General features: G+C 56.9%; 15 protein-coding genes. 7 read left to right on the top strand and 8 right to left on the bottom strand.

Annotated features, from left to right (window positions below; translation table 11 throughout):
• Positions 1 to 77 precede the first annotated feature (77 nt).
• The 6 genes from ACIPIN_RS00640 to ACIPIN_RS00615 all read right to left on the bottom strand — a co-directional run bounded on the left by ACIPIN_RS00640 (position 78) and on the right by ACIPIN_RS00615 (position 8,338).
• Positions 78 to 1,370, bottom strand: a complete 1,293-nt coding sequence (locus tag ACIPIN_RS00640; protein WP_401113882.1) for an MFS transporter — start codon at positions 1,368 to 1,370, stop codon at positions 78 to 80.
• A gap of 41 nt (positions 1,371 to 1,411) precedes the next feature.
• Positions 1,412 to 2,602, bottom strand: a complete 1,191-nt coding sequence (locus tag ACIPIN_RS00635; RefSeq protein ID WP_401113879.1) for a M20 aminoacylase family protein — start codon at positions 2,600 to 2,602, stop codon at positions 1,412 to 1,414.
• 124 nt (positions 2,603 to 2,726) lie between these two features.
• On the bottom strand, positions 2,727 to 3,653 hold the full coding sequence (locus ACIPIN_RS00630) for a LysR substrate-binding domain-containing protein (protein WP_401113876.1): 927 nt from the start codon (positions 3,651 to 3,653) through the stop codon (positions 2,727 to 2,729).
• Positions 3,654 to 3,814: 161 nt separating this feature from the next.
• Positions 3,815 to 5,176 carry a DUF1329 domain-containing protein gene (locus ACIPIN_RS00625; protein WP_401113873.1) on the bottom strand — a complete coding sequence of 454 codons (1,362 nt, stop codon included), beginning with the start codon at positions 5,174 to 5,176 and terminating at the stop codon, positions 3,815 to 3,817.
• A 24-nt stretch (positions 5,177 to 5,200) separates the two neighbouring features.
• Entirely contained in the window at positions 5,201 to 7,033 is a 1,833-nt protein-coding gene (locus ACIPIN_RS00620; protein ID WP_401113870.1) for a DUF1302 domain-containing protein, read from the bottom strand.
• Positions 7,034 to 7,363: 330 nt separating this feature from the next.
• The gene (locus ACIPIN_RS00615; RefSeq protein WP_401113867.1) at positions 7,364 to 8,338 is read right to left on the bottom strand and encodes a hypothetical protein; all 975 of its coding nucleotides are present in this window, start codon (positions 8,336 to 8,338) and stop codon (positions 7,364 to 7,366) included.
• A gap of 311 nt (positions 8,339 to 8,649) precedes the next feature.
• On the opposite strand from ACIPIN_RS00615, the gene ACIPIN_RS00610 reads away from it, so the two are divergent.
• The 5 genes from ACIPIN_RS00610 to ACIPIN_RS00590 all read left to right on the top strand — a co-directional run bounded on the left by ACIPIN_RS00610 (position 8,650) and on the right by ACIPIN_RS00590 (position 13,723).
• Positions 8,650 to 9,573 carry an ABC transporter ATP-binding protein gene (locus tag ACIPIN_RS00610; protein ID WP_401113866.1) on the top strand — a complete coding sequence of 308 codons (924 nt, stop codon included), beginning with the start codon at positions 8,650 to 8,652 and terminating at the stop codon, positions 9,571 to 9,573.
• Positions 9,570 to 10,304, top strand: a complete 735-nt coding sequence (locus ACIPIN_RS00605; RefSeq protein ID WP_401113863.1) for an ABC transporter permease subunit — start codon at positions 9,570 to 9,572, stop codon at positions 10,302 to 10,304. The genes ACIPIN_RS00610 and ACIPIN_RS00605 overlap by 4 nt, the downstream gene beginning before the upstream one ends.
• A 10-nt stretch (positions 10,305 to 10,314) precedes the next feature.
• Positions 10,315 to 12,165 (top strand): GldG family protein, encoded by a 1,851-nt coding sequence (locus ACIPIN_RS00600; protein WP_401113860.1) that lies wholly within the window; start codon positions 10,315 to 10,317, stop codon positions 12,163 to 12,165.
• A gap of 341 nt (positions 12,166 to 12,506) precedes the next feature.
• Positions 12,507 to 13,136, top strand: a complete 630-nt coding sequence (locus tag ACIPIN_RS00595; protein WP_401113857.1) for a response regulator — start codon at positions 12,507 to 12,509, stop codon at positions 13,134 to 13,136.
• 158 nt (positions 13,137 to 13,294) lie between these two features.
• Entirely contained in the window at positions 13,295 to 13,723 is a 429-nt protein-coding gene (locus tag ACIPIN_RS00590) for a hypothetical protein (protein WP_401113855.1), read from the top strand.
• Here ACIPIN_RS00590 and ACIPIN_RS00585 read toward each other — a convergent pair.
• Positions 13,707 to 17,372: a transporter substrate-binding domain-containing protein gene (locus ACIPIN_RS00585; RefSeq protein WP_401113852.1), complete on the bottom strand. Its 3,666-nt coding sequence runs from the start codon at positions 17,370 to 17,372 to the stop codon at positions 13,707 to 13,709. The two genes, ACIPIN_RS00590 and ACIPIN_RS00585, sit on opposite strands and share 17 nt — an antisense overlap.
• 219 nt (positions 17,373 to 17,591) lie before the next feature.
• The gene (locus ACIPIN_RS00580; protein ID WP_401113849.1) at positions 17,592 to 18,512 is read right to left on the bottom strand and encodes an EAL domain-containing protein; all 921 of its coding nucleotides are present in this window, start codon (positions 18,510 to 18,512) and stop codon (positions 17,592 to 17,594) included.
• 33 nt (positions 18,513 to 18,545) lie between these two features.
• On the opposite strand from ACIPIN_RS00580, the gene ACIPIN_RS00575 reads away from it, so the two are divergent.
• Positions 18,546 to 18,857, top strand: coding sequence for a hypothetical protein (locus tag ACIPIN_RS00575; RefSeq protein WP_401113847.1), 312 nt, complete (start codon positions 18,546 to 18,548; stop codon positions 18,855 to 18,857).
• 201 nt (positions 18,858 to 19,058) lie between these two features.
• The gene (locus ACIPIN_RS00570) at positions 19,059 to 22,319 is read left to right on the top strand and encodes an ATP-binding protein (RefSeq protein ID WP_401113844.1); all 3,261 of its coding nucleotides are present in this window, start codon (positions 19,059 to 19,061) and stop codon (positions 22,317 to 22,319) included.
• Positions 22,320 to 22,452: the final 133 nt, after the last annotated feature.

The following is a 22,452-nucleotide window of genomic DNA, read 5'->3' as shown; positions in this document are numbered from 1 at the left end:
GCAGGGAAACCACGCACAAGCCGCAAGCCAGCGCTGTGGGGCCCGATAGATAGGGTGGGGTCAAACGGGTACTGCGGTCACAACGTTGTAAGTGGCCCCTCAAGGTTGAGCGGCGAACGTGCCAGCAGGCGCTGGCGGGTGGCCACCGGGGTGATGACGTAGAGCCCGAGTACCGCGCAGATCACTGTTGCCACACCAATGCCGTGCACTGCCGTTTCGAAGCCGCGGGCGATGTCATTGTTGAACAGCGTGACAAGCTTGCCGACCATCCATGGCGCAAGCATGCCCGAGAAGGTCATGCTGCCGACGTGAATGGCCAGCATTGCCCCGCGCTGGCGGGTCGGAGAAATGTGCGATGTGATGGTCATGCCGAAGGCGAACACGGCGTTGAGCAGCACTCCACCCATCACATAGAGCGTCAGTTTGGCGGGCAAGTCAGTGAATAGCGTCCCCATGGTGCAGAACGCAAAACCGCCGACGATGCAGCAGGCCATGGGCGGCAGCACCAGGCTGCGTTGCAGACTGACGCCGCGCTTGAGCAAGCGCTGCGACAGTGCGGACACCAGCAGATTGAGCGCGATGATGCTGAAGGTCGCGGTAAACATCAGGTAGCCGGTTTGCATCGGGCTTAGTCCCAGTCCCTTTTGCAGGTACACCGCCAACCAGCTGAAGGACAGGGCGTTGGGCAGGTAGGCAAGGAAGCACATCAGCGAGATCCACAGGAAGGTGCGGTTGAGCAGCAGGTGACGGTACTTGAGCGGCGCCTCGGCCGGTGCCTGCGCGGATTGCTCGTCGCAGTGGTTACCCTCGGCACCGAACAGCAGCCAGGCCAATACCCAGGCCAGGCTCAGCGCCGCCAGGGCCAGGTAGGCCGGACGCCAGCCGAAGTGGCTGATGGCGAACGGCAGGGTGATCGCGCCAAGCAAGCCACCCAGCATGATCGATACCTGAATCAACGACGCCGGTAAAACCTGCTCGTGTGGTCCGTACCATTTGAAGCAGGCGTGCTGGGTCACCGCCGTTCCTGGCCCGCAACCGACGCCAAGCAGCAGGCGGCTGGTGGTCAGCGCCGCGAGGCTGGTGGCGAAGGTCACCAGCAGTTGCGCACTGGTCCAGACCAGTGCCATCACCGTCAGAATCCAGCGGGTGGGGAAACGGTTGGCGAGAAAACCGACGAGAATTCCCGAAATCGAATAGAGGAAAAAGAACGCGCTACCGACGAAACCGAACTGTTCCGGGCTGAGCTGCAACTCATCGATGATCTGGACGCCAGCGAAGGCGAAGATGGTCTTGTCGAGTACGCTGATGACCATCACGGCCATCAGCAGCGCGACTACCAGGCTGCGGGGTCTTGCGGCTGATGTTGACATGGGGGCTCCTGTTCCTTCTGGCAAATGCACAACTGCGCTGTTCAAGCTGCTTGCAGGTAGGTTTCCACCAGTCGCGCCCAGAGGCTGGCTCCGTAGGGGATGGCGTCGTCGTTGAAGTCGTAGCCGGGGTTATGCACCATGCAGCCATGGGGGCCGCTGATACCGTTGCCCATGGCGATGTAACAACCGGGTTTGTGCTCGAGCATCGAGGCAAAGTCTTCGCTGCCAAGGTAACCACGAGGTACTTCGGTAAGCAGGCTCTGAGGGCCCAGCAGGTCGCGGGTGACTTGTTGCAGCAGCGCCGTCTCGGCGGGCGTATTAATCAGTACGCCAATGCGCTCTTCATAGTCGTAATCCAGATCCAGAGCGTAGGTGGCGGCCACACCATGGGCGACTTCGCCAATGCGTTTTTTCAACAGGGCGCGAATGACTGGGTCGGTGGCACGCACACTGAGTTTCATCGTGGCGTGGTCGGGAATCACATTGGCCGCCTCGCCCGCATGCAACGAACCGACAGTGATCACCCCGACCTCGCCCGGGGGCACATTGCGCGCCACGATCGATTGCAGAGCCAGCACCACTTCCGCCGCCGCTATCACTGGATCCTTGGCCTTGTGCGGCATGGCGCCGTGACCGCCGACACCATTGAGACGGATGGTGGCTATATCGGAAGACGCGCTCATGGCGCCGGCCTGGGTGACGAACAGGCCCACGGGCAGAGTCGGCATGTTGTGCAGCGCGTACACCGCATCGCAGGGGAAACGCTCGAACAGTCCGTCGGCGATCATCCGCTTGGCGCCTCCGAGGGTTTCCTCTGCGGGCTGGAAGATCAAGTTGACGGTACCGTCAAACTGCCGGGTCTGCGCCAGATAGCGGGCGGTGCAAAGCAGAACGGCGGTATGGCCGTCATGCCCGCAGGCATGCATGGTGCCTTTATGCAGGCTTTGCCACGGCATGCCACTTTCCTCCATGATCGGAAGGGCATCCATGTCGGCGCGGATGCCGATGCTGCGCGCGCCATTACCATTGCGTAGCACGCCGACCACGCCGGTCCCCCCCACGCCTGTGTGTACGTCGTAGCCCCATTCACGCAGCAGTTCGGCCACCCGTTCGCTGGTCTGGCGTTCTTCGAAGCCCAGCTCGGGGTGCTGATGGATCTGCCGGCGAATCTGCGCGAACTCTTCTTGCCAAGCCAGGATTTGTGGTATCAGGGGCGATGCGTGCTGACTCATGGGGCGTCTTGTCCAATCCAGTGACGAGGGTCCGCAGCATGCCCTAGGCCTGCGCAGCTGAATAATCACCTCTGCGCATGCTTATCAGGGCTGGTTATCAAGAAGGGAAACGGCGGGGCGCGACTCAAGCAATGGCGCGTGACTCGTTCGCCTTGGCGGTCTGCGGACTGGTGTACACATAGATCAATTCGTCGGCCAGGGCTTTGGCCTCACGAGTCATCAGCTCCTGATCGCGGCACACCAGGGAGATGTTCATGGGCGGCACCGGCTCGACGATGTCCAGCACTTCCATGCCCTCCGTCAGCTGCCGGGCTTTCTCCAGAATGCGCAGCGACCAATAGCTGACCGCGTCGCTGGTAGCGGCCAGTTCGGTGAACAGCACCACCGACGCGCATTCGATGACGTTCTCCGGCAAGGCGATGCCATTCTCTTCGAACATCACCCCCACCCTGGATTGCTCCGGCGAGTCCTGCAGCAGCCAATCCTGTTCGCGCAGCTGGGTCAGGGAGGTGGCATGGCGCAGTGGGTGCCCCTTGCGCACCGCCAGTACGGTCGGTTGCGCGTACAGCTCAACCCAATGGAAACCATCGGTGTTGCGCGTCTGGGGCAGGGATGTCAGGGCCATGTCAAGCAGGCCTTCTCGCAAACCCTCCATCAACTTGGAGGGGCGCAGTTCGTGGATCTGGATTTTCACCTTGGGGTAACGCTTGCGGTAACGGTTCAAGCTGTTGACGAACTGGGCACTTGGGGTGACCGGTGACACACCGATCGACAACTTGCCGTCCATCACGCCCTTGAGCGTGTCGATTTCGTCGCTGGCCCGGCGCACTTCTTCAAGGATCAATCGGGCGCGCCTGACCAGTCGCTCGCCGTACTCGGTGGCAGTGATGCCGCGGTTGGAGCGGATCAGCAAAGGCACACCGAGCTCGGCTTCCAGCTCTTTGATGCCCTTGGAAAGCGCCGGCTGGGAGATGTGCAACATGCGCGAGGCTTCCTGAATGCTGCCACTTTCGCAGATGGAGACAAGGGCGCGCAGTTGATGAAGCTTCATAGGATTTCCATTGGACTTCGAATGTGAGTGTTTGAATTTAATGCAAAATTTGAGCCCTTTGGCGGTGAATGTGCATCGATTTTTCGAGATCTGGCGCTTTTATGAACCAAAAAAAGGCGGCCCATGGGCCGCCGAATATCAGGATCACTGGAGCAAGAAAATCAGCGTATTCCCGTCACGCGCAGTGCCGAAGGGGTGAATTCCTTGCGGCTGACCGGTACGTTGAATTCGTAGCTGTTCTTCTCTTCGTTGCGCAGCGAGTTCACTGCATAGCGTCCGGAAAGGATGTCGTAGTGGGTTTCGGCGGCGAAGGACGGCACCTTCACGTCATAGAAAAAACTGGCGTGGCCTTCGGACACTCGCCACAACGCACCGCGACCATCGTAGGCGTCGGCCTCGGCGCCTTGCCAGCTGTCCTCGTCGATGTAGATATCGCGACGCGAATAGACATGGCGCTCACCTGGCTTGAGGGTGGCCTGCAAGTGCCAGACCCGGTGCAGTTCGTAGCGGGTGTCGTCCTGGTTGATGTGGCCGGGCTGAATGATGTCGGTGTATTTGAGTTTCGGCGATTCCAGACGGTAGCTGTTGTAGGGAATGTACAGTTCCTGCTTACCGACCAGTTTCCAGTTGAATCGATCCGGTGCGCCATTGAACAGGTCGAAGTCATCGAGGGTGCGCATACCTTCAGCCGCCGGGCTGTCGTAGGCAATTTGCGGTGCACGGCGAACGCGGCGCTGGCCGGCGTTGTATTCCCATGCCATGCGGGGCTCCTTGACCTGGTTAATAGTTTCATGCACCAGCAACACGCCGCCAGCCATGCGCGCAGGGGAGAGGAACTCTTCACGGTAGAAGCTGAGAATGTTGGCCATCTCCTCAGGCTGGTAGTCAGTCAATCCGCTCGGAAAGGCCAGTTCCTGCTTGACCACGTTGGGCGTGAAGTTGCCGTTGGTTTGCGGCGAGGCCTGAACAACGATGCGTTTGAAGTTTTCGCCGCGGTAGCGGCCGATCAGGTTCCAGATGACTTCCAGACCGTCCTTGGGAATGGGAAAGGGTACAGCGCCGGGGTGATAGTGCTCCAGGCCATTGCCGCCTTCTATCAGGGTGGTCTCGGCGGCATTGAGCCTGGTCGTCACAAGGTTTTTTTCCGGCAGGTTGACGCTTCGATGTGTGGTGTAGACAGGAATGCGGTAGGTATCCGGGTAGCGGCTGAACATCGCCAGTTGGCCGGGCGTCAGTTTGCTTTTGTACTGCTCGGCGGTTTTGGCGGTGATGATGAAGAGCGGTTTTTCGCTGGCGAACGGGTCGGGTAGGAAACCGTTGGAGTCTTTGTTGCCAGCTGTGGTTGGCAGCCCTCCGGTCCAGGCTGGAATGCTGCCATCGGCATTGCCGGCTTTCTCTGCGCCGACGGGCGTCAGGTCGGCACCCAAGCGGGCAACCTGGTCGGCCGGGGCGGCGGCTATTACATTACCGGCAATCAGGCTGAGGGTGAAACAGCCGATCTGCATCAGTTGCTGGTGTGTCATGGTAAACCTCATGAACCGCGGGCCTTAGAAATTCACGCCGAAACTGATGGCGAGGAAGTCACGATCGGTGTTGGTGTTGTAATCGCCGCCGAAGTAATCGGTGTAGTTCACACTGGCGGTGTATTTGGACAGGTAGTCGGCGTCCAGGCCAATACTCACTGCCTTATTACCTTCGGTGAAGGTTGGCCCGTAGCCGTTGACGTCATGGGAAAACGACAGGTTGGGCTTGAGGTTGACCCCGGCGAATGCATTGTTGAACTCCAGCACGGCACGCAGGCGGTAGCCCCAGGAGTACGGCGTGTAGAAGCCCTTGTTGGTGCACTGGCTGGGGTTGGCCGTGTTCAGTGCCTTGCTGCAGATCTGATTACCGGACAGGCCGCCGAGCAGGGCGGCGGTGCCAGCATCGGCCAGTTCACCGTTGCCGTAGACACTGTTGCGGCCAAAGCGCAGGTCCGAGCCGTCGGTATTGCCCAGGTTGCTGATATGCGCTGCCCCGGCTTCGCCGACCAGGCTCAGGCGATCGCCGCCCAGCACATGATCGAAAGTGCGCACCGCCGTGATCTGGGCCTGGGTGTAGGGCATGCGTTTGTAACCTTCGATCACCGAGCCATAGGCGGAGCTAGCCCAGTTTGTGGTAAAGATCGGCAGGCCGGCATTGACCCGCGGATTGGTCGCAGCAGTGCCCAGGGTGGCGGCAGCGGACACGTCAGTGCCGTTGAGCGACAGCGGCATGTTCGGCCGGTAGCTGATCTCGCCGGACACCGCCGTGGCGCCAATGTTGGTGGCAAAGCTTATGCCGTACAGATGGATGTCTTCCGGGTACTCAATGAAGTAGCGCGCGGTGCTGCCCCCCCCTTGGCCAATGAACCCACCGACCGGATCTTGCAGCGCACCCTTACCCGTCACCCAGGAGACTTCCGGAGTGCGGCTGTGGTAGTTCAACGCGTAGAACCCAAACTCGGTTTCGTTCAGCTCCGGAACCGTCCAACGCAGGGCCACGCCGAACTGGCCGCTGTCTCGGGCATCTTTGTCACCCAGGCGAGGGACATAGCCATAGCTCGGGGCATCGCGATCAAAGTCGCTGCCGTTTACCGTCATGCCCTTGTCGCAGCCGTGGGGTGCGATATCGCCTCCGAAGAATGTGCCGCAATTGTCCAGTACGGTCTTTTGCCACGTCAGTTGGTAGAAGGCTTCGACCGAGAGGTTGTCGCTCACGCCCTGGGAGACGTAGAGCATGTTGACCGGGATGAGGCCTTCCTTGATCTCAGACCCTGGGCGACGCAAGGCGGCGACGTCGGCCGGATTGATGCTGTTGATCGAGTTGCCGATGAAGGTGCTCTCTCCCCAGCTGACCACCTGCTTGCCGGCGCGCACGCTGCCGGGAAGATCGGAAATGCTGTAGTTGTGGTACACGAAGGCATCGAGAAACTGCGCGCCCGAAGACCTTGCGGCGGGATCGCGGCCGTTGTCGTCGATGTCGTACAGGTGATGATGCTCATCTTTGAGTTCGTAGTCGTACCAGTACTTGCCACGGACAAATACCCCGGTATCACCGTATTTCAGTGCCAGGTCGTGGACACCCTTGAAAATCTTCGAGAACGCCTCGCCCTTGTGAAAGTTCAGTCGCCCATCATCAGACGTGCGCGTCGAAGCGGTACCACCGTTGGCCACCCCGATGAAGGCGCGATCAGGATCGCTCATTCCCCAGCTGGTGCCAACGGACAGTGACGAATCGAAACTCCCTTCGATTTCCCCAATGTCGAAGCTCTCGGCATGCACCGGTAGCGTGATTGCCAGTGCGACCGCCAGTGCCAGGGCCTGGGGATACATAGTCCCCGTATTTTTTGTTCTTTCCATGGTGCTCTCCGCCAGTAACTGCATGTCAAAGGCACGTGGGTCGAATGCCCGCTGGCCAGTGTCAGTTGTGATCTGTGTTGCAGATCGTGGTGCATGGTAGGGAGCCGTCGGCGTTCTGCCTTCTAGGAATTTCTTATGCCTATAGCTAAATGTAAAGTGAGGGTTGCAGCGCGCCCAATAGTGGGTCAACACCGGGACGAAGCCCCCTTGCTGGGGCGCTGATTGAGCGGGTTATTACCAGCGCGGCGCGCTGGTCCACCAGACTGATGAATGATTGAAGTGCTGGTGGGGAGGTGTCATGCAGCGCTTGCGGATAGGTATATAGCAAACCTAGTTTTTGCTTGAGTCGAATTGCAAAGCCTTGAGGATAGTGCTGAGCTTGTTCTTCGCATCCTCCAGTTTTTTCAGTTTAATCGATAATTCCATGGCTTTACGTTGCAACGCCTTTTCACGCAGATCCAATTCGGACTGTCGTCTGTTCTGTTGTAGTTGCTGTTCACTATGGTTTTGCAGCTCTTGCAGTAATACCTCTTTTTTCTGATTAAACAGAAGCTCTTTCTCTTGCAGCTGTAATTCTCTGGATGCCAATGTTTCTTGTTGGATTTGACGTTGATTTTTTTGAAGCGTCAATTTTTCTGCCAGTTCAGAAAACTCCTCAAATGTTGTCTGTACTTCAGTCAGAAAGTGCTCGGCGTCAAGATCCTGGAACACTGACTCCTCATCGCTTATTACTTGGGTTTGAGTATCTTGACTGAAAGACGCCAGATCAGATAACGCGGCGTCTGCGTCCCCTTCGGAGTTGGATTTCGGACCGGGCTGTTTCTGAACCGTTGGCGGATGGGTTTCGGTATCACCAGGTGAAACGGGTACACCTGTTTCAAGGGCCGGCCCAAAGGAGGCTGAGGGCTGGAAATTGAATAATTTAACAATCCGGTTTTTTGCGACGTTCAGGGTGCGATGCTCTTTCATTACGCCTGAGGTCACTGTCTGTTCACCCAAGTCCAAGAGGTAGAAGGAAGCATTGGTCACTCCGGGTTCCCCCGTGGCGGCCTCCCGCAGGATCTGTCTGAACGCCTGCGCCGCCCCTTGCCAGTCCACATCAGAAGTCAGGGTGTGCAGACTGTAACCATCGACCTCTTTATGCAACGAGACGAGATAAACCCGGGAGTTATTGTCATCAACGTCCTCGTTCAGGCTGTAGGCGAGGAAGTTTCGGTTTAGTTCCGGAATCGCGAAGCCGAACAGCAGCGCCGCCGTCAAGACGTTCTGCTCATCGTGTTTGATGGAAAGGGTTCGTACCAGCATGTGGGCACCACGAAGTTAAAAATAATATGCATGCAAGAATACGAAGGATTGACCTTGCAAGGCTTTAAGCCGTTGCTGGCGTTGATGCTGATAAATCTTAAATTCAGCAGGATTTATCTGATAGCGACCGATCCGTCCGGCAGCCATCAGCTGTAATGTTTATTGTCTCGGGCTTATTCAGAACTGTTCGTGGCGTAATCACCGCTTGCTGTCGAAACGTTCCTGGACATGAACATTCGTTTCGCCCTCTGATGTATGAGTTGTATTTAGAGACTCAATTATCAAGGGCTTTTTTGCTGAATTCGGAAGCCATGATTGAAATATCCAAACTCACCAAGCGTTTCTCAGGACATATAGCAGTAGACGATCTGTCTCTTCATATCGGACCCGGAGAGATTCTGGGCGTTCTGGGGCCAAACGGTGCCGGAAAGTCCACCACAATGAGAATGCTGACAGGCTTCCTTGCGCCGACGTCTGGCACCGCGAGCATTCTCGGATTTGATATTCGCAAGCAGAGGCTTCTGGCTCAGCGCCAAATGGGTTATTTGCCGGAAGGCACCCCTTGTTATGACGACATGCGGGTCCAGAGCTTTCTCGAATTCATTGCCAGCATCCGCGGTTACCGCGGAGCAGAAAGGCGTGAGCGCGTGGACCGTGTGATAAACCTGCTGGAGCTGGGAGGCGTTTGCAGACAGCCCATTGAAACACTCTCCAAGGGGTTTACTCGTCGAGTCGGATTGGCTCAAGCGATCCTGCATGACCCCAAGGTGTTGATTCTCGATGAACCCACCGACGGTCTCGACCCGAACCAGAAACACCAGGTTCGCGAACTGATCCAGGGGCTGGGGCGGGACAAGACGGTCATTATCTCTACGCATATTCTCGAAGAGGTCTCGGCCATTTGTACGCGTGCCTTGATCATCAGTAATGGCCGAGTCCTGGCAGATGGCCCGCCCACCGAATTACAAAGTCGCTCTCGTTATCACCAGGCCGTCACCCTGCAGGCTGACGAGCCGCTGGACTGGCTGGCCCTGGCAGTGCTTCCAGGTGTCGCCGGGGTCGAAGAGAACAAGGAAGAACAAAGTTTCACGGTGCTGGCCCAGCCTGGTGCGGTCATTTTTCCGCAAGTCAATGCTCTGGTGTCTGCTCGTGGATGGCGGTTGAACAGGTTGGATCTGGAGCAGGGGCGCCTTGATGAAGTCTTCCAGTGCTTGACCCGAGGAGAAACGGCATGAAGCAGTTGCCGGTGATTTTCAAGCGTGAGTTGGCCAGCTACTTTACGTCGCCGCTGGCCTATGTGTTCATCGAGATATTTTTGGTTCTGTCCGGCGTCTTCACGTTTTATCTGGGCGATTTCTATGAGCGTAACCAGGCGGATCTGGCGCCTTTCTTTGGCATTCATCCCTGGCTCTACCTTTTCCTGATTCCGGCCTTGGCCATGCGCCTGTGGGCCGAGGAGCGCAAGTCCGGCAGCATCGAGTTGCTGATGACCTTGCCTGTTTCCTGCTTCGATGCGGTGGTCGGCAAGTTTCTCGCGGCATGGGTTGTTGCCGGCATCAGCCTGGTTCTGACGGTGCCCATGGTGTTCACCGTGAATTATCTCGGGGTCCCAGACAATGGCGCGATTCTAACCGGCTATTTGGGTAGTTGGTTGCTCGCCGGGGCCTATCTGGCGATTGGCTCTTGCATGTCGGCATTGGCGAAGAGCCAGGTCATCGCGTTGATTCTTGCCTTGGTGGTGTGCTTGCTGTTTATCGCCTGCGGTTTTCCTCCGGCGCTGGATGCACTCAATTCGTGGGCTCCGCAATGGCTCCTGGACCTTTTGGCCTCGCTGAGTTTCCTGACCCATTTCGATGCGATCAGCAAGGGGGTGATCGATCTGCGCGATCCGCTCTATTTTGTCAGCGTGATCGTGGCCTGGCTGGCGGCCACCGTCGTAACTGTCAACCTGAAGAAAGCCGAATAAGGAAGAATCCATGAAACGTGCGATGTATTCCGGCGCCGGCCCGTTGGTGATGATTGCCTTGCTGTTCCTGGCGTTCAACATGGGGATCGGGAAGTGGATCACGGGCGTTCGCCTGGACCTGACCGAGCACAAGCTCTACTCCATCAGCCCCGGTACCCGCCAGATTCTTGCTGGCCTGGAAAAACCCATCGATCTGTATTTTTTCTACTCCAACAGTGGTTCAAAGGAGCTGGTGCCACTGCGAGGTTACGCCTTGCGTGTCGAGGAGCTGCTCAAGGTTTATGAGCGTGAGGCCGGTGGCAGGATACGTCTGCACATCATTGACCCGCTGCCATTTTCGGATGAGGAGGACCGGGCGAACGGATTCGGCCTTCAGGCGATGCCTCTGAGGCAGGGCGTGGCGCCTGTTTATTTCGGTCTGGTCGGTACCGATTCAAAGAACAATGCCCAAGTGATCCCGTTCTTTCCCCAGGAGCAGGAAGAGCGGCTTGAGTACGACATCAGCCGACTGATACAAACTTTGCTCCAACCACAGCGGCCGGTGGTGGGGTTGCTCTCCACCTTACCGGTCAATGGCGGCTTCGATACGAGCCTGCAGCGCAGGATCGCACCTTGGGTGCTGATCCAGGAAGTTCGCCGGGAATTCGACCTTCGAGAGCTGGTGACTGACATTGAGGAGATACCGCCTGAGGTCACTGTGCTGATGCTCGTGCATCCCAAAAAATTGACGCAGTCGACGCTGTACGCCATCGATCAATTCGTGTTGCGTGGTGGCAGGCTTCTGGCCTTTGTTGACCCGCTGAGCGAACAGGATCCCGGCGCGGAGCACTTCGGGATCTCCAGCAAGGACAAGTCCTCGGACCTGTCGCCGTTGTTGAAGACCTGGGGCGTTCAGATGCAGTTGGGCAAGCTTCTGGCGGACGGCTCCTATGCGCTGTTCGACAGTACAGGGGAAGGGCTGCGCCCGATTCCCCGACCCTTCACCTTCGAACTGCCACTGGCGGCGTTGAGCCAGGATGATCCGAGCACTTCCGGATTGGAACGCATCAGCCTGACCACTACCGGAATAATCGAGCCGTTAGAAGGCGCTACCACGCAATTTATGCCGCTGATGCACAGCTCGGATTACGCGATGCCCATGGAGGTAAGCCGCTTCGAAAAGACCGTTGACCCGGATCGGTTGATGCAGGAGCTACCACTTCGTAGTCCGCGGTACGTCATGGCTGCGCGAGTTCAAGGACCTGCGAAGTCGGCATTTGCCGATGGTATCGAAGGCCATCGGAACGGCCTCAAGCAGGCGCAGCAAATCAACGTGATTGTGGTGGCCGATACCGACCTGTTGAGTGACCGGATGTGGCTGCAAACTCAAGACGCCAACGGGCGCCCCGTACAGCTTCCCTGGACGGATAATGCGTCCTTTGTGATCAATGCATTGGATAACCTCAGCGGGTCGGATGCGCTCAATAGCCTCCGCTCTCGTGGCCACTACAACCGTCCCTTTGTTGTGGTGGAGCAGATGCATCGAAAGGCCGAAGCAAGTTTCAGGGAAAAGCAGTCGGCCCTTCAACTGCGCCTCGATGAGACCGAGCGCAAGCTGGGGCAGTTGCAGGAGCAGCGAGGAGACAAAACCCAGGCGCTGGATGCGCAGCGGCAGTCGACGATCCATCAGTTCATGCAGGAAAAAATGCACATACGTCAGCAACTGCGCGAGGTGCAGTATCAATTAAATGTCGATATCGATGCCTTGGGGCGGCTGGTGAAGGTCGTCAATATCGCCTTGGTTCCGTTGCTGCTGACCTTGTGCATGCTGGTGGTATGGGGTATTCGGCGTGTTCGCCAGGGGGTGAGCCTGCGTCGCTAGCGTTTCGGATTGGGCTGGCGGCTGTAGGATACATCTGATGAGGGAGTTCGTTTTGTCTGGGCGGGTATGTGGAAACGTGCAATTTTTGCCAAGTGGTTATTTGGGTAAGATTTTTCTAGCTCCCCAGATATCAAGTGCAGAAGTTAATCTACCGGCCAATTAAGTATGGCTACATTACACACCCAGCTTATTTTTCTGTGCGACGATTCGTCGGAACCTTATAGTCTTGCGTGGTCGCGGGAGTGAAGGGAAGAGCCCTTTGCGCTGTAAACACCAGAGCTTCGAACTGCGCCTTCGACATTTGCAGACAACAGGCATCGATTTTTTAGGGAAAACTGCACATGGGAAGCATAGTTATCGTTGACGATCATCCCCTGATCCGTTTGGCGGTCAGGATGATGCTGGAGAAAGAAGGCCATACGATCATGGCCGAAGTCGATAATGGCTCGGATGCATTGGAGATCGTGCGCAAGCTTCTGCCCGACCTGATCATCCTTGATCTCAGCATTCCCAACATGGATGGCTTCGCGGTTATTTCCCACCTCAAATCCATCGGTCTGGCGGTAAAGGTCCTGATCCTCACTTCGGGTGACTCGCGTAATTTCGCCATGCGCTGCCTGCAGGCTGGAGCGGCTGGATTCATCTGCAAGGACGATAACCTGGATGAGCTGGTGGGGGCGGTCAAGGCAGTGCTGTCGGGGTACTCCTATTTTCCTGAGGACACCATTTTCATGCTGCGGGAAAACGTCCAGGCGGCCAACCAGGAAAGCACCCTCGTTGCGCAGCTTTCCGACCGTGAAATTACCGTGTTGAAGCTGCTTGCCCAAGGGCTTGGCAACCAGGAAATCGCCGAGACCCTGATCATCAGCCACAAGACCGTGAGCACTTATAAAGTTCGCTTGCAGAGAAAGCTCAACGCACCGAACCTCGTGGCGCTGGTTGAGTTGGCCAAGCGCAACGGCGTTGCGTGATCGTAGCCAGGCTCGACTCCACTTCCCCGATCGGCAAGCGATCAGATAATTCTGCGTGATTTTGCGATTGATCCTTAGGGTCGCGAATAATCTGCTGACATTCGGCCTGGCGGTATATGGATAACATCAGGTACCCCCCTTATCCATGGCTCGGCCTGATGTCGATCAACGAAACTGTCCATCCAAAATTCATCGTGTATAGCCAATCCCCGGGACTGCTGTTGCAGTACTGGGCTTCGCTCAATGCCCTTGGAATCTACAACGTAACACCGTGCTCCATCTGGGCAACCTTCATGCAGCGTCCGCCATCAGCCGATCGCTACGATCTGCTGCTGTACGACCATTCGGGTGTCGAGGAGTGTCTGAGCGATGTGTTGCCACGTCTGGCTGAACGAAGGTTGGCTCGGCAGATCATTGTGCTGACTCATATCGCCGCCGCGCCCCGTCACCGATTGTTGGCCTGGGGAATGGACAAGGGCATTGCGCTGCTCGATGTCGCCAATCCACCGATGGACAGCAAGACCTTGCTTGGCCTGCTGGAAAAATGGGGCGCCGGTCGTCAGCAATCCCTCAGTCGATCAGGCTGAAGCCGCGCTCCAGTTCGACCATTGCCTGTTCTACCTGGGCAGCTTTCTCTCCAAGCCCCGACAAGTCGCTGGAGCAGGCCTCTTCCATTTCCCGGCAACGGGCGATCAACCGCTCGGCCTTAACGACGCTGGCGGCCCCCCTTATCCGATGCGACAATTCGCACAGTGCCTGGATGTCTCGCTTTTGCAAAAGCACCTGGAGCGTCCCCAGATCCTGTCGGTTACTACTCAGTAACTCGCGCACCAGTTCCTGCACCCGTGAAGCATTCCCTCCGGCCAGCCGACTCAAGGCGTCGACGCCAATGTGATACCGATTGTCTTCTGTATTCGCCAGCTGTTGAGGTTTGGCAATGTCGTATTCTTGCGTTGGCACGCGGCTGAACGTGAAAGAGGACAGGCGCGCTTCCAGCTCATCCAGGCTCATCGGTTTGATCAGGCAGTCATCCATGCCGATCGAGAGATAGCGCTCGATGTCCACTTGCCGGGCATCGGCAGTCAAGCCCAGGATCACTGTCGGAGTGAGGCCCGACAGCCGTTCTTCCTCGCGCACCGCCAGGGTCAGCTCGGCCCCCGTCATGACCGGCATATGGCAGTCGGTGATGATCAGATCGCAGCGAAGATCGCGCCATGCCGCCAGGGCCGCGTCGCCGTTCTCGGCACCTGCAGCCTCATATCCGAGGAACTGGAGTTGTTGAAGGAGCAACTGGCGGTTCATGACATGATCATCGACGACCAGTATTTGCATTCGGCCATGACGCGGTGGTGCGCTTATCGAAGGGGGTGGGGACTCCAGTGGCAGTATCGCGTCGAGTCGTGTCAGCGTGAGATGCACCTCGATCCGGGTGCCGTTGCCTGGCGCACTGGTCATGTGCAGCGTGCCGCCCATCATTTCGCACAGCGAGCGGCTGATGACCAGCCCCAACCCCGTGCCGCCTCGTACGTTCGTCGAGTCCTGATTCACCTGCGCAAACGGGCTGAACAGCCGAAGCTGGTCTTCCTGCGAGATGCCGATTCCGCTGTCTTCAACCCGCAACGTAAGAGCAAGGCTGAACGGTTCAACCAACTCGCCGCCCACGGTGATTTTTACGAAACCTTCGCAGGTGAATTTGATCGCGTTGCTGACCAGATTGGACAGCACTTGCTTGAAACGCAGCGGATCGATGAGCACATCGTCGTTGATGTCAGGGTCAATGTCCAGGATCAGCTCCAGGCCTTTGTGCCGAGCCGGCCCATCGAAAATCCGGAACACCGACTCCACCAGTTCCCGCAGGTTGATGCGCTTGGGCGCAAGGCTAAGACGACCGGACTCGATACGCACGATATCGAGGATGTCACCAATCAGCTCCAGCAGGCTGTTCGCAGCCGTATGGGCAATTTCGATACCGGCACGATCGAGTACGCCTTGGTCCGCGCGCTTCAACGCCAACTCGAGGGTCCCGATGACGGCGCTCATCGGGGTACGGATTTCATGACTCATCGTGGCCAGGAAGGTGGTTTTGGCGCGACTGGCATCCTCGGCCTGAACTTTTGCCGCTCGCAGTTCTTCAATCAGCGAGTGCTGTTCGGTAGTGTCAAGCCAGCCGCAGATAACGCCCTTGATTGTGCCGCCCGAATCACGGAATGGCTGAATCCAGTGGTCGATCCAGAGGGTTCTGTCACGCAGGGTGATCTCGCAGCGTTGCCGGATCGGATCTCCGCTTTCCATGGCGAGCAGGTAGTTGCGATGGAAGTCCGAGACGGTTTCGAAGCAGTCGATGGGCATTTCCAGGGCGGTTTTTCCTAGTATGTCGTTCAAGGAAAGGCCAAGGGCTCGCTCATAGCTTCGCGTGCAGGAAAGCATACGACCTACCTGATCACGCACGTAAACCGGTTGCGGCATGGCGTCGCTGAGTGTTTGCAGAAACTGCAATTGATCATTCAATGCCTGTTCGGCAGCCACACGTTTCTTGATCTCCCGACGCAGGAAAAACACCTTGAGCAGAATGATCGCGACCACGGTCAACGCCACGGCGATAATCTCTGCAATCACCTGACGGTAATCTCGCCAGGTCTGGCCACTCATGGCGGTATTGGCGCGCCAGCGGTTGGTGATCGAGTTCATGTCGTCGGGCGGGATACTTAGAATCGCCTTGTTCAGGATCGACTGCAATTCGGTATCGCTGCGGCGCATGGCAAAGTTGTTGGTGGCCTCGTTACCGTTCGTGATCCCTGCGATCTGCAAGGTATTGTCGTAGAGTCGACTGGTGTAATAGCGCGCGGAGGAGAGGGGCATCATGGCCGCATCTGCCTTGCCTTCGGCCACCATGCCGAGTGAGTCCAGCGTGGTGGCCGGCGTAACAAGGCGGATGCCCGGATGCTCGCTGCGGATCTGTGCAATGACAGCCTGGCCCTTGGCGATGGCCAGGCGCTTGCCTTTCAGACTCTGAAGTCCGTTGAATGTCTTGTTCGCCCTGGCGTTGACCACGGCAAATGAACTGCTGGCAAAGGAGTGGGTGAAGCGCAGAAAGGTTTCCCTTTCCGGCGTGGGAATCAACATCGCCAGGTCGGCTTCTCCAGCTTTCAGAGCCTGTTGAAGATTGTTGAAACTACCCGTGCGCTCAACCTCGAACTGCAATCCGGTACGTAACGAAATGATGTCGAACAAGTCAGCGACAATGCCGTTGAAGTTGCCGTTGGCGTCAAAAAAGGCGGCGGGTGCCAAGTCATCGTTGACGACCATCCGAACCACCGGATGCGTCGCTATCCATCGCTGTTCCTGGGCACTCAAGGTCACTTTGTCCCCGGACAAGACAAAGCCGCCGCCTGCCCAGCGTTTGATGATATGGGAGAGCTTTGCCTGGCCCAGCGCATCGATGCTGTTATTCAGGATTTGCAGCAGACGCGTATTGTCCTGCTTCACGGCGAAGCTGAACCCATTGGAGTTCATTTCCACGGGGCGATCGAACTTTACATAATTGAAAAAGCTTTGGTTGATCATGTAGTAGGCCGAAAGCGAGTCCCCCAGATAAACATCGACCTGCTCAAAGGCCAGCGCCGCCATGGCTTCGGTCTGTGACTTGAATTGCACAAGTCGCGCTTGCGGAAACAAATTCTGCACTTCCTCGAGGGATCGATAATCTTCGGCCATGGCGATCGTCGTTCCGCTCAGGTTTTTGGCAAGCAAGCGACTGTCGCCCTGGCGACGGAAAATGGCCGGGGAGTCTTCCACGTACGGACGACTCAACACCACGGAGTAGGCGTCAAGTTCAAAGTTGTTGGCGCCGCTGAGCAGGTCGATTTTTCCGGACCGGAGCGCCTCGAGTGCCTCGGCCCGATCCGTCAGATTGAGCACGCTGATTTCGATGCCCAATTGCTGGCTGAGCAAGGCAACCACGTCGGCGCTGATACCCTCGTAATCACCGTCGCCATACACGATATCCAGTGGAGGGAAACTTGGCAGAGCCACCCCAAGCGTCAGCTTGTGTTTGCGCCTCAGCCACGCCCAGTCCTGTTCGGAAAGTTGTATGTCCTGATGTTCTGAAGAGAGCTGGCTCAACAAATGGAGGCGCTCAGGTGTCTTGGTCGCGCCCCAGGCAGAAATGATTGGCAGCATCAGGAACAGGGCGCACAGCACTACGGAAAGACGGATCAATGAGCCGGGTTTGAACATGGAAGTTACCAGAATGAGGTCGAGCGCCCGTCACCATCCTTGATGGGCTTGCTGTCATAAGAATGTTCACAGCGTGTTTGCACGACGCTGTCTATGGATAAAAAAACGTGGCCTCAAGGTAACGAGCACACAGCTTGCAAATGGCTGATTAAAGGCCGAATGAGCCTGACCTGATGGACTTCAGATGAGAGATGTGGCGGGCGATTCAGAGAGAGGCGTTCAGGCCGTAAACAGGTAATCACGCTTGCCGCGTTCAGCATCCAGGCAATACTGGAAAAAATGCGTCCCGGACATCGGTCGTGCCAAGCCATAACCTTGACCAATGGAACACCCCATCTGGCGCAAGTGCTCCCGTTGTTCCGACGTCTCCACGCCTTCCACCACGAGTAACAGACCCAGGGAGTCGGCCAGCCTGACCGCGCTTTCGATGATGGCGCGGTGACCAGGGTGCGACTCAAGTTCGCACACAAAGGAACCGTCCAATTTGAGTTGACTGAACGGAAGATCGCACAGTCGTTGCAGTGATGAATAACCACTGCCGAAGTCGTCCATCGCCAGGCCACATCCCATCAATCGCAGGCGTATCAGGTTTTCCAGGCTATTGGCCGTAGAATCGACCAAGCCTGTTTCGGTGATCTCGAAGAGTAGTCCGTGGGCGGGTAGCCTAAGCTCACTCAAGGCTTTTTCAACCTGATCGACAAAGGTTGTGGAGCCCAGTTGCGAGGCGTGCACATTGAACGCTAACTCAACGGGCGGGAGAATTAGCGCCAAGGCTTTCTGTAGCATCAGTCCCTTTTCCAGCAACCGAGCGAGCAGTTTGTCAATGAGGTGATGGGCTTCGAGGGTTGGCAGAAAGTAGGCGGGTGACAGGAGCCCCAACCGCGGATGGTTCCAGCGCGCCAGGACTTCCGCGCCTTTGAGCTCGCCGCCGTTCAGCATGATTTTGGGTTGATAGTAGGGCTCGAATTCATCGTCATCGAACGCTCGCTGGATTTGCGCGATGGAAGGCGGAGTATTCAATTGAGGTGTCACGAGCCTGTCGCCGCAGACACGAAACTCATCGATAGCAATCTGTACCTGGTCGATATCGCTGGTTTGTTCCAGGCCCCCCAGCACGTGCATGCCAAGGCAAGTGATCATGGAGTGGGCCGCGTTACGCAATGAGGCGTCCATTTGACCACTGATCAAAATGGCTCGGACCAGGTGGGTTTTGCTGACCTCGCGCAGGAAGGTCAAGCAATCCCTGCCGGCCGTGCGCAGATTGCAGATAGCGATATCGACCCCGCCACAGCGATGAAGTCCTTCGAGCGCTTCCTGGCTGGTCGAGGCTTGATGTACTGGCCCCGGTTCGAGCGGTTGCAAAAGCGCGACGATTCGCTGCCTTTCACAGCGCTGTGCGTCGAGTACAAGAAAGCTGATGGGCTGCATGAGGGGTCAACCGGAAGTAAGCGATGGACCTACCTTGAAGGAAAAGCGCCTAGGTGACGATCAGCGCTTTCCGTGCGAGGACTAGGATTTATCCTGTCAACGCTTAGGATTTATCGCAAAACCCGTTAATCTGCTGCCACCGGGTTTATTTCGGGCTATATGCGACTACCGGGTTGATGGGCAGAAACACAACACGCGGTTTGGCGGCAGACAGCAGTCGTCGACAGGGTGCACCTGATAATTTGACTTGGGCTGTCCATGAAATCCATTCGTTCAAATCTGCGCAAATTGTCCAGGTCTTCACTGCGCTTCAATTTTATTTTGCTGTTCTCATTTCTTCTGACGACCTTCTTTTTTGGTGCCAGTTATTGGGCCATTTACAAGGTGCTGGAAACGCAACGAGCCAAGGTTAACTATCACTATTTCAGAATGATCGGCGCGATCCACGAGCACGAGCTTTTTCTGCTGCAAGTCATCCGGTCGACCTCCGCGCCCTACAAACCGGATGTCGAGGCTATGACGTCGATCATCACCAAAGTGGAGTCAAGTCATCTGGCGCTTTATGAGGTGGCCGGGGGAGAGCGCACGTCAGCGTTTTCTTTGGTGTTGCCCGAATCTGCAGCAGAAGATTCTGATCATCAGGCCACGTCCCGGAAGCTGGCATTCGGCAGGGTGCTGTCGAACTTTCATAATGGATTCTGGATCGATTCACCTTATTCAGCGCCACAGATGTTCTTGCTGGACCTTAACAGTAAGGTTGGGATGGCTATCCCGGCCATCGAGCGTCGGGCTGGACGCGGCGAAACGGCCCGTAACGGCCTTCTACGCGTTGTTGAAAGGGTGAGTCGTGCCGTACATGACAACCCACCGGATCCTGTAGCTCATCGAGTGTATTGGCGTTCGGGTGAGGCGTTTCTTGGAAGGCATAATCAGGAAATGCTCGCCTACGTTTCGGACGCGGTGCCCGATGATTCCTGGGTCATGAACGGCGCGTCTCCCCGGGTAGTTGCCGCCACGCTTTTCGAGCTGAACAGCATCAATGATTACAGCCCACTGCTGCAGACCCCGGTTTTCGATGCACTGGATCTGATCTCTCCAGATGGGATGGTCTTGCTGGGCTCTGGCAGCTCGAAGTCTGACTATGAAGACGGTATCTATCTCACCTGGAAGGGGCTGTTGATCAAGCGCAGTTCAGGGGCCGAGAACAGCTGGCATGCCCTTTATCACATCGGTTATCAGCAGCTTTTCCAGGACGCCAAATGGCAGTTGTTCAACGTGGCGTTACTGCTCATCACCTGCCTGGGATTGGGCTGGTTGCTGCTGCGGTGGCAACGGCAAAATATCGTCAAGCCGGCCGATCAATATTACGGTTCTCTGGTCAGTCGCAATGAGTTCAGCCAGGGCATCATCCAGGCAATACCTGTGGCACTGTGTGTGATAAAGGAGAGCGGCCGGCAACTGGTCATGCACAACACTTTGGTGTTGCAGTGGTTCGAAGACCGGGACGATGTTGCGCAGTTGACGCGCGACTGGCACATGTTCGAGGGCGGCGATCCGGTCTATGGCGAAACCTGCGCCATCATTGGTTCGCTCTGTTTACATGCGCGGTTTGCGCCAACGACCTATCAAGGTGAACCTGCATCGCTGTGTGCGTTCATTGATATAACAGCGCATAAAGAGGCGGAATCCGAACTGCTGGTTTCCCGAAATATAGCGAACGCCGCCAATACGGAAAAAAGCCGCTTTCTGGCGACCATGAGCCATGAAATCAGAACCCCCTTGTATGGAGTTGTCGGCACTCTGGAGCTACTGGGGCTGACGCACCTTAGCCAGCAACAACAGGGTTACCTGCGAACGATCAAGGGCTCCTCCAACATTCTGCTGCAACTGATCAGCGACATTCTTGATCTCTCGAAGATCGAAGCCGGAGAAATGTCGCTGGATCCTGGGCACTTTGCTCCGCTGGAGGTGGTGGAGGAGGCGATGCGCAACTATTCGGCTATTGCCGATGGCAAGGGATTACTCGTGTACAGCTGCGTCGATACGGACCTGCCAGGGGGTGTTCTGGGCGACGGCATGCGGGTTCGCCAGATCATCAATAACCTGCTGAACAACGCGATCAAGTTCACCCAGGCTGGCAGGGTCACGCTTTACTTGAACGTGCTCGGGCGCGAAGGAGGGCGCGTACGCCTCCAGTGGCAGATTGTCGATACGGGCGTGGGCATTTCCAAAGAGCAGCAAGTCAATCTGTTCGAGCCGTTCTTTCAGGCCAATAACCAACAGCATGCCTCAAGTGGCGCTGGACTGGGCTTGTCCATTTGTTCCCAACTCAGCCAGATGATGCAGGGGACTCTGGAAGTGGTCAGTGCACCGGGTTTGGGCAGCAGTTTCAGTTTTGAAGTGGAACTGCAGGAAATGCAAAGCAGTGTTCAGCTTCCAGAGGTCATCCAGGCCGGGAACACAAAGATCCACGTCCGCTCTCCAGTCACCGAGTTCAGCGAAGATGTTTGCCAGTGGCTCGAGATGTCAGTGGGTAACGTTGTCGCGTGGGATGAACAGACACAAGAGCCACCGGACCGGTCAGCGCTGCTGCTGGAGTTATTGCCAGAAACATTGCCTGCGGTGGATTGGCAGGGCCCCCGGATCGTAGCCGGGCATGATGCCAGTGTTCGACCGCTGCTGAGCGAGCACCGATGGCGGGTCAATGTGCACAGCCGCCTGGGTGTGACCCATGCCGTAATACTGGCCCTGGGTTGGCCGGTGGTATTGCCCACGGCCTCGAATTCGGACCGCCCCGAGGGAACACTGGGTTTGAGGGTATTGCTGGCGGAAGATCATCCGGTCAATCAGGTACTGCTCACCGAGCAACTGGAACAGCTCGGCTGTTCGGTTACGCTGGTCGGCAACGGGCTGGAGGCTCTGGAATGCCTGGAAGATGCCGAGTTCGATGTGGTGCTGACGGATGTGAACATGCCGGTAATGGACGGCTACGAATTTGCCACGCGATTGAGACTGACCAACTGTGCTCTGCCGGTTGTTGCCGTGACCGCAAATGCGTTTCAGGAAGAGGGTGATCGTTGCATCGCGGCGGGAATGAACGCCTGGCTGACGAAGCCCATCAGTCTGCATGCCCTTTTTACCTGCCTGAGGAAAGTGACAAACGAAAAAGCAGTCAGGATGATCAGGGCGCAGCCGCGCAACGAAACCCGTCCACAAGGCGATGCAGAAGACCTCCCGGCGTTACCGGAGCGGATCCGTGCACTGTTTGTCAGCTCGATGGAAGAAGATCTCGATGCCATTCACGCAGCCATGGAGCATAACGATATCGGCGAAATCATACGTCTGCTTCATCGCATTCGCGGGGCGCTTTCTGTTGCCAGAATCCCCGGTCTGATAGCAGCCAGTCGGGAGGTAGAAACTGCTTTGGCGCAAGGAGTGACTGTTTCATCGATGCCTGGTTTGAAGCGTTTGCTTGGGCGCTTTCAAACACTCCTGAACGACCTTATGGATACCCATTAACCTGACACACAGGTCCGGCGACCGCCATAGAACGCTCTGCTGCTCGATTCGAGTAGGCAATTTTCCAGATACAACCGAAAAATGGCCTGTCACGCTTTCGCATGACAGGCCATCTGTCCTATTTGGACGTGTA

This window comes from Pseudomonas sp. NPDC087697, from assembly GCF_044743155.1.
Lineage (GTDB): Bacteria > Pseudomonadota > Gammaproteobacteria > Pseudomonadales > Pseudomonadaceae > Aquipseudomonas.
Note: the sequence above shows the minus strand (reverse complement) of the source record. Positions and strands in the feature narration are given on the sequence as shown.

What these genes read in the sequence shown, in the direction of transcription:
- ACIPIN_RS00635 (WP_401113879.1), bottom strand. Translation starts at nt 2,602, where the DNA reads ATGAGTCAGCACGCATCGCCCCTGATACCACAAATCCTGGCTTGGCAA.
- ACIPIN_RS00615 (WP_401113867.1), bottom strand. Translation starts at nt 8,338, where the DNA reads ATGCTGGTACGAACCCTTTCCATCAAACACGATGAGCAGAACGTCTTG.
- ACIPIN_RS00580 (WP_401113849.1), bottom strand. Translation starts at nt 18,512, where the DNA reads ATGATCACTTGCCTTGGCATGCACGTGCTGGGGGGCCTGGAACAAACC.
- ACIPIN_RS00585 (WP_401113852.1), bottom strand. Translation starts at nt 17,372, where the DNA reads ATGTTCAAACCCGGCTCATTGATCCGTCTTTCCGTAGTGCTGTGCGCC.
- ACIPIN_RS00620 (WP_401113870.1), bottom strand. Translation starts at nt 7,033, where the DNA reads ATGGAAAGAACAAAAAATACGGGGACTATGTATCCCCAGGCCCTGGCA.
- ACIPIN_RS00605 (WP_401113863.1), top strand. Translation starts at nt 9,570, where the DNA reads ATGAAGCAGTTGCCGGTGATTTTCAAGCGTGAGTTGGCCAGCTACTTT.
- ACIPIN_RS00630 (WP_401113876.1), bottom strand. Translation starts at nt 3,653, where the DNA reads ATGAAGCTTCATCAACTGCGCGCCCTTGTCTCCATCTGCGAAAGTGGC.
- ACIPIN_RS00600 (WP_401113860.1), top strand. Translation starts at nt 10,315, where the DNA reads ATGAAACGTGCGATGTATTCCGGCGCCGGCCCGTTGGTGATGATTGCC.
- ACIPIN_RS00590 (WP_401113855.1), top strand. Translation starts at nt 13,295, where the DNA reads ATGTCGATCAACGAAACTGTCCATCCAAAATTCATCGTGTATAGCCAA.
- ACIPIN_RS00640 (WP_401113882.1), bottom strand. Translation starts at nt 1,370, where the DNA reads ATGTCAACATCAGCCGCAAGACCCCGCAGCCTGGTAGTCGCGCTGCTG.
- ACIPIN_RS00610 (WP_401113866.1), top strand. Translation starts at nt 8,650, where the DNA reads ATGATTGAAATATCCAAACTCACCAAGCGTTTCTCAGGACATATAGCA.
- ACIPIN_RS00595 (WP_401113857.1), top strand. Translation starts at nt 12,507, where the DNA reads ATGGGAAGCATAGTTATCGTTGACGATCATCCCCTGATCCGTTTGGCG.
- ACIPIN_RS00570 (WP_401113844.1), top strand. Translation starts at nt 19,059, where the DNA reads ATGAAATCCATTCGTTCAAATCTGCGCAAATTGTCCAGGTCTTCACTG.
- ACIPIN_RS00625 (WP_401113873.1), bottom strand. Translation starts at nt 5,176, where the DNA reads ATGACACACCAGCAACTGATGCAGATCGGCTGTTTCACCCTCAGCCTG.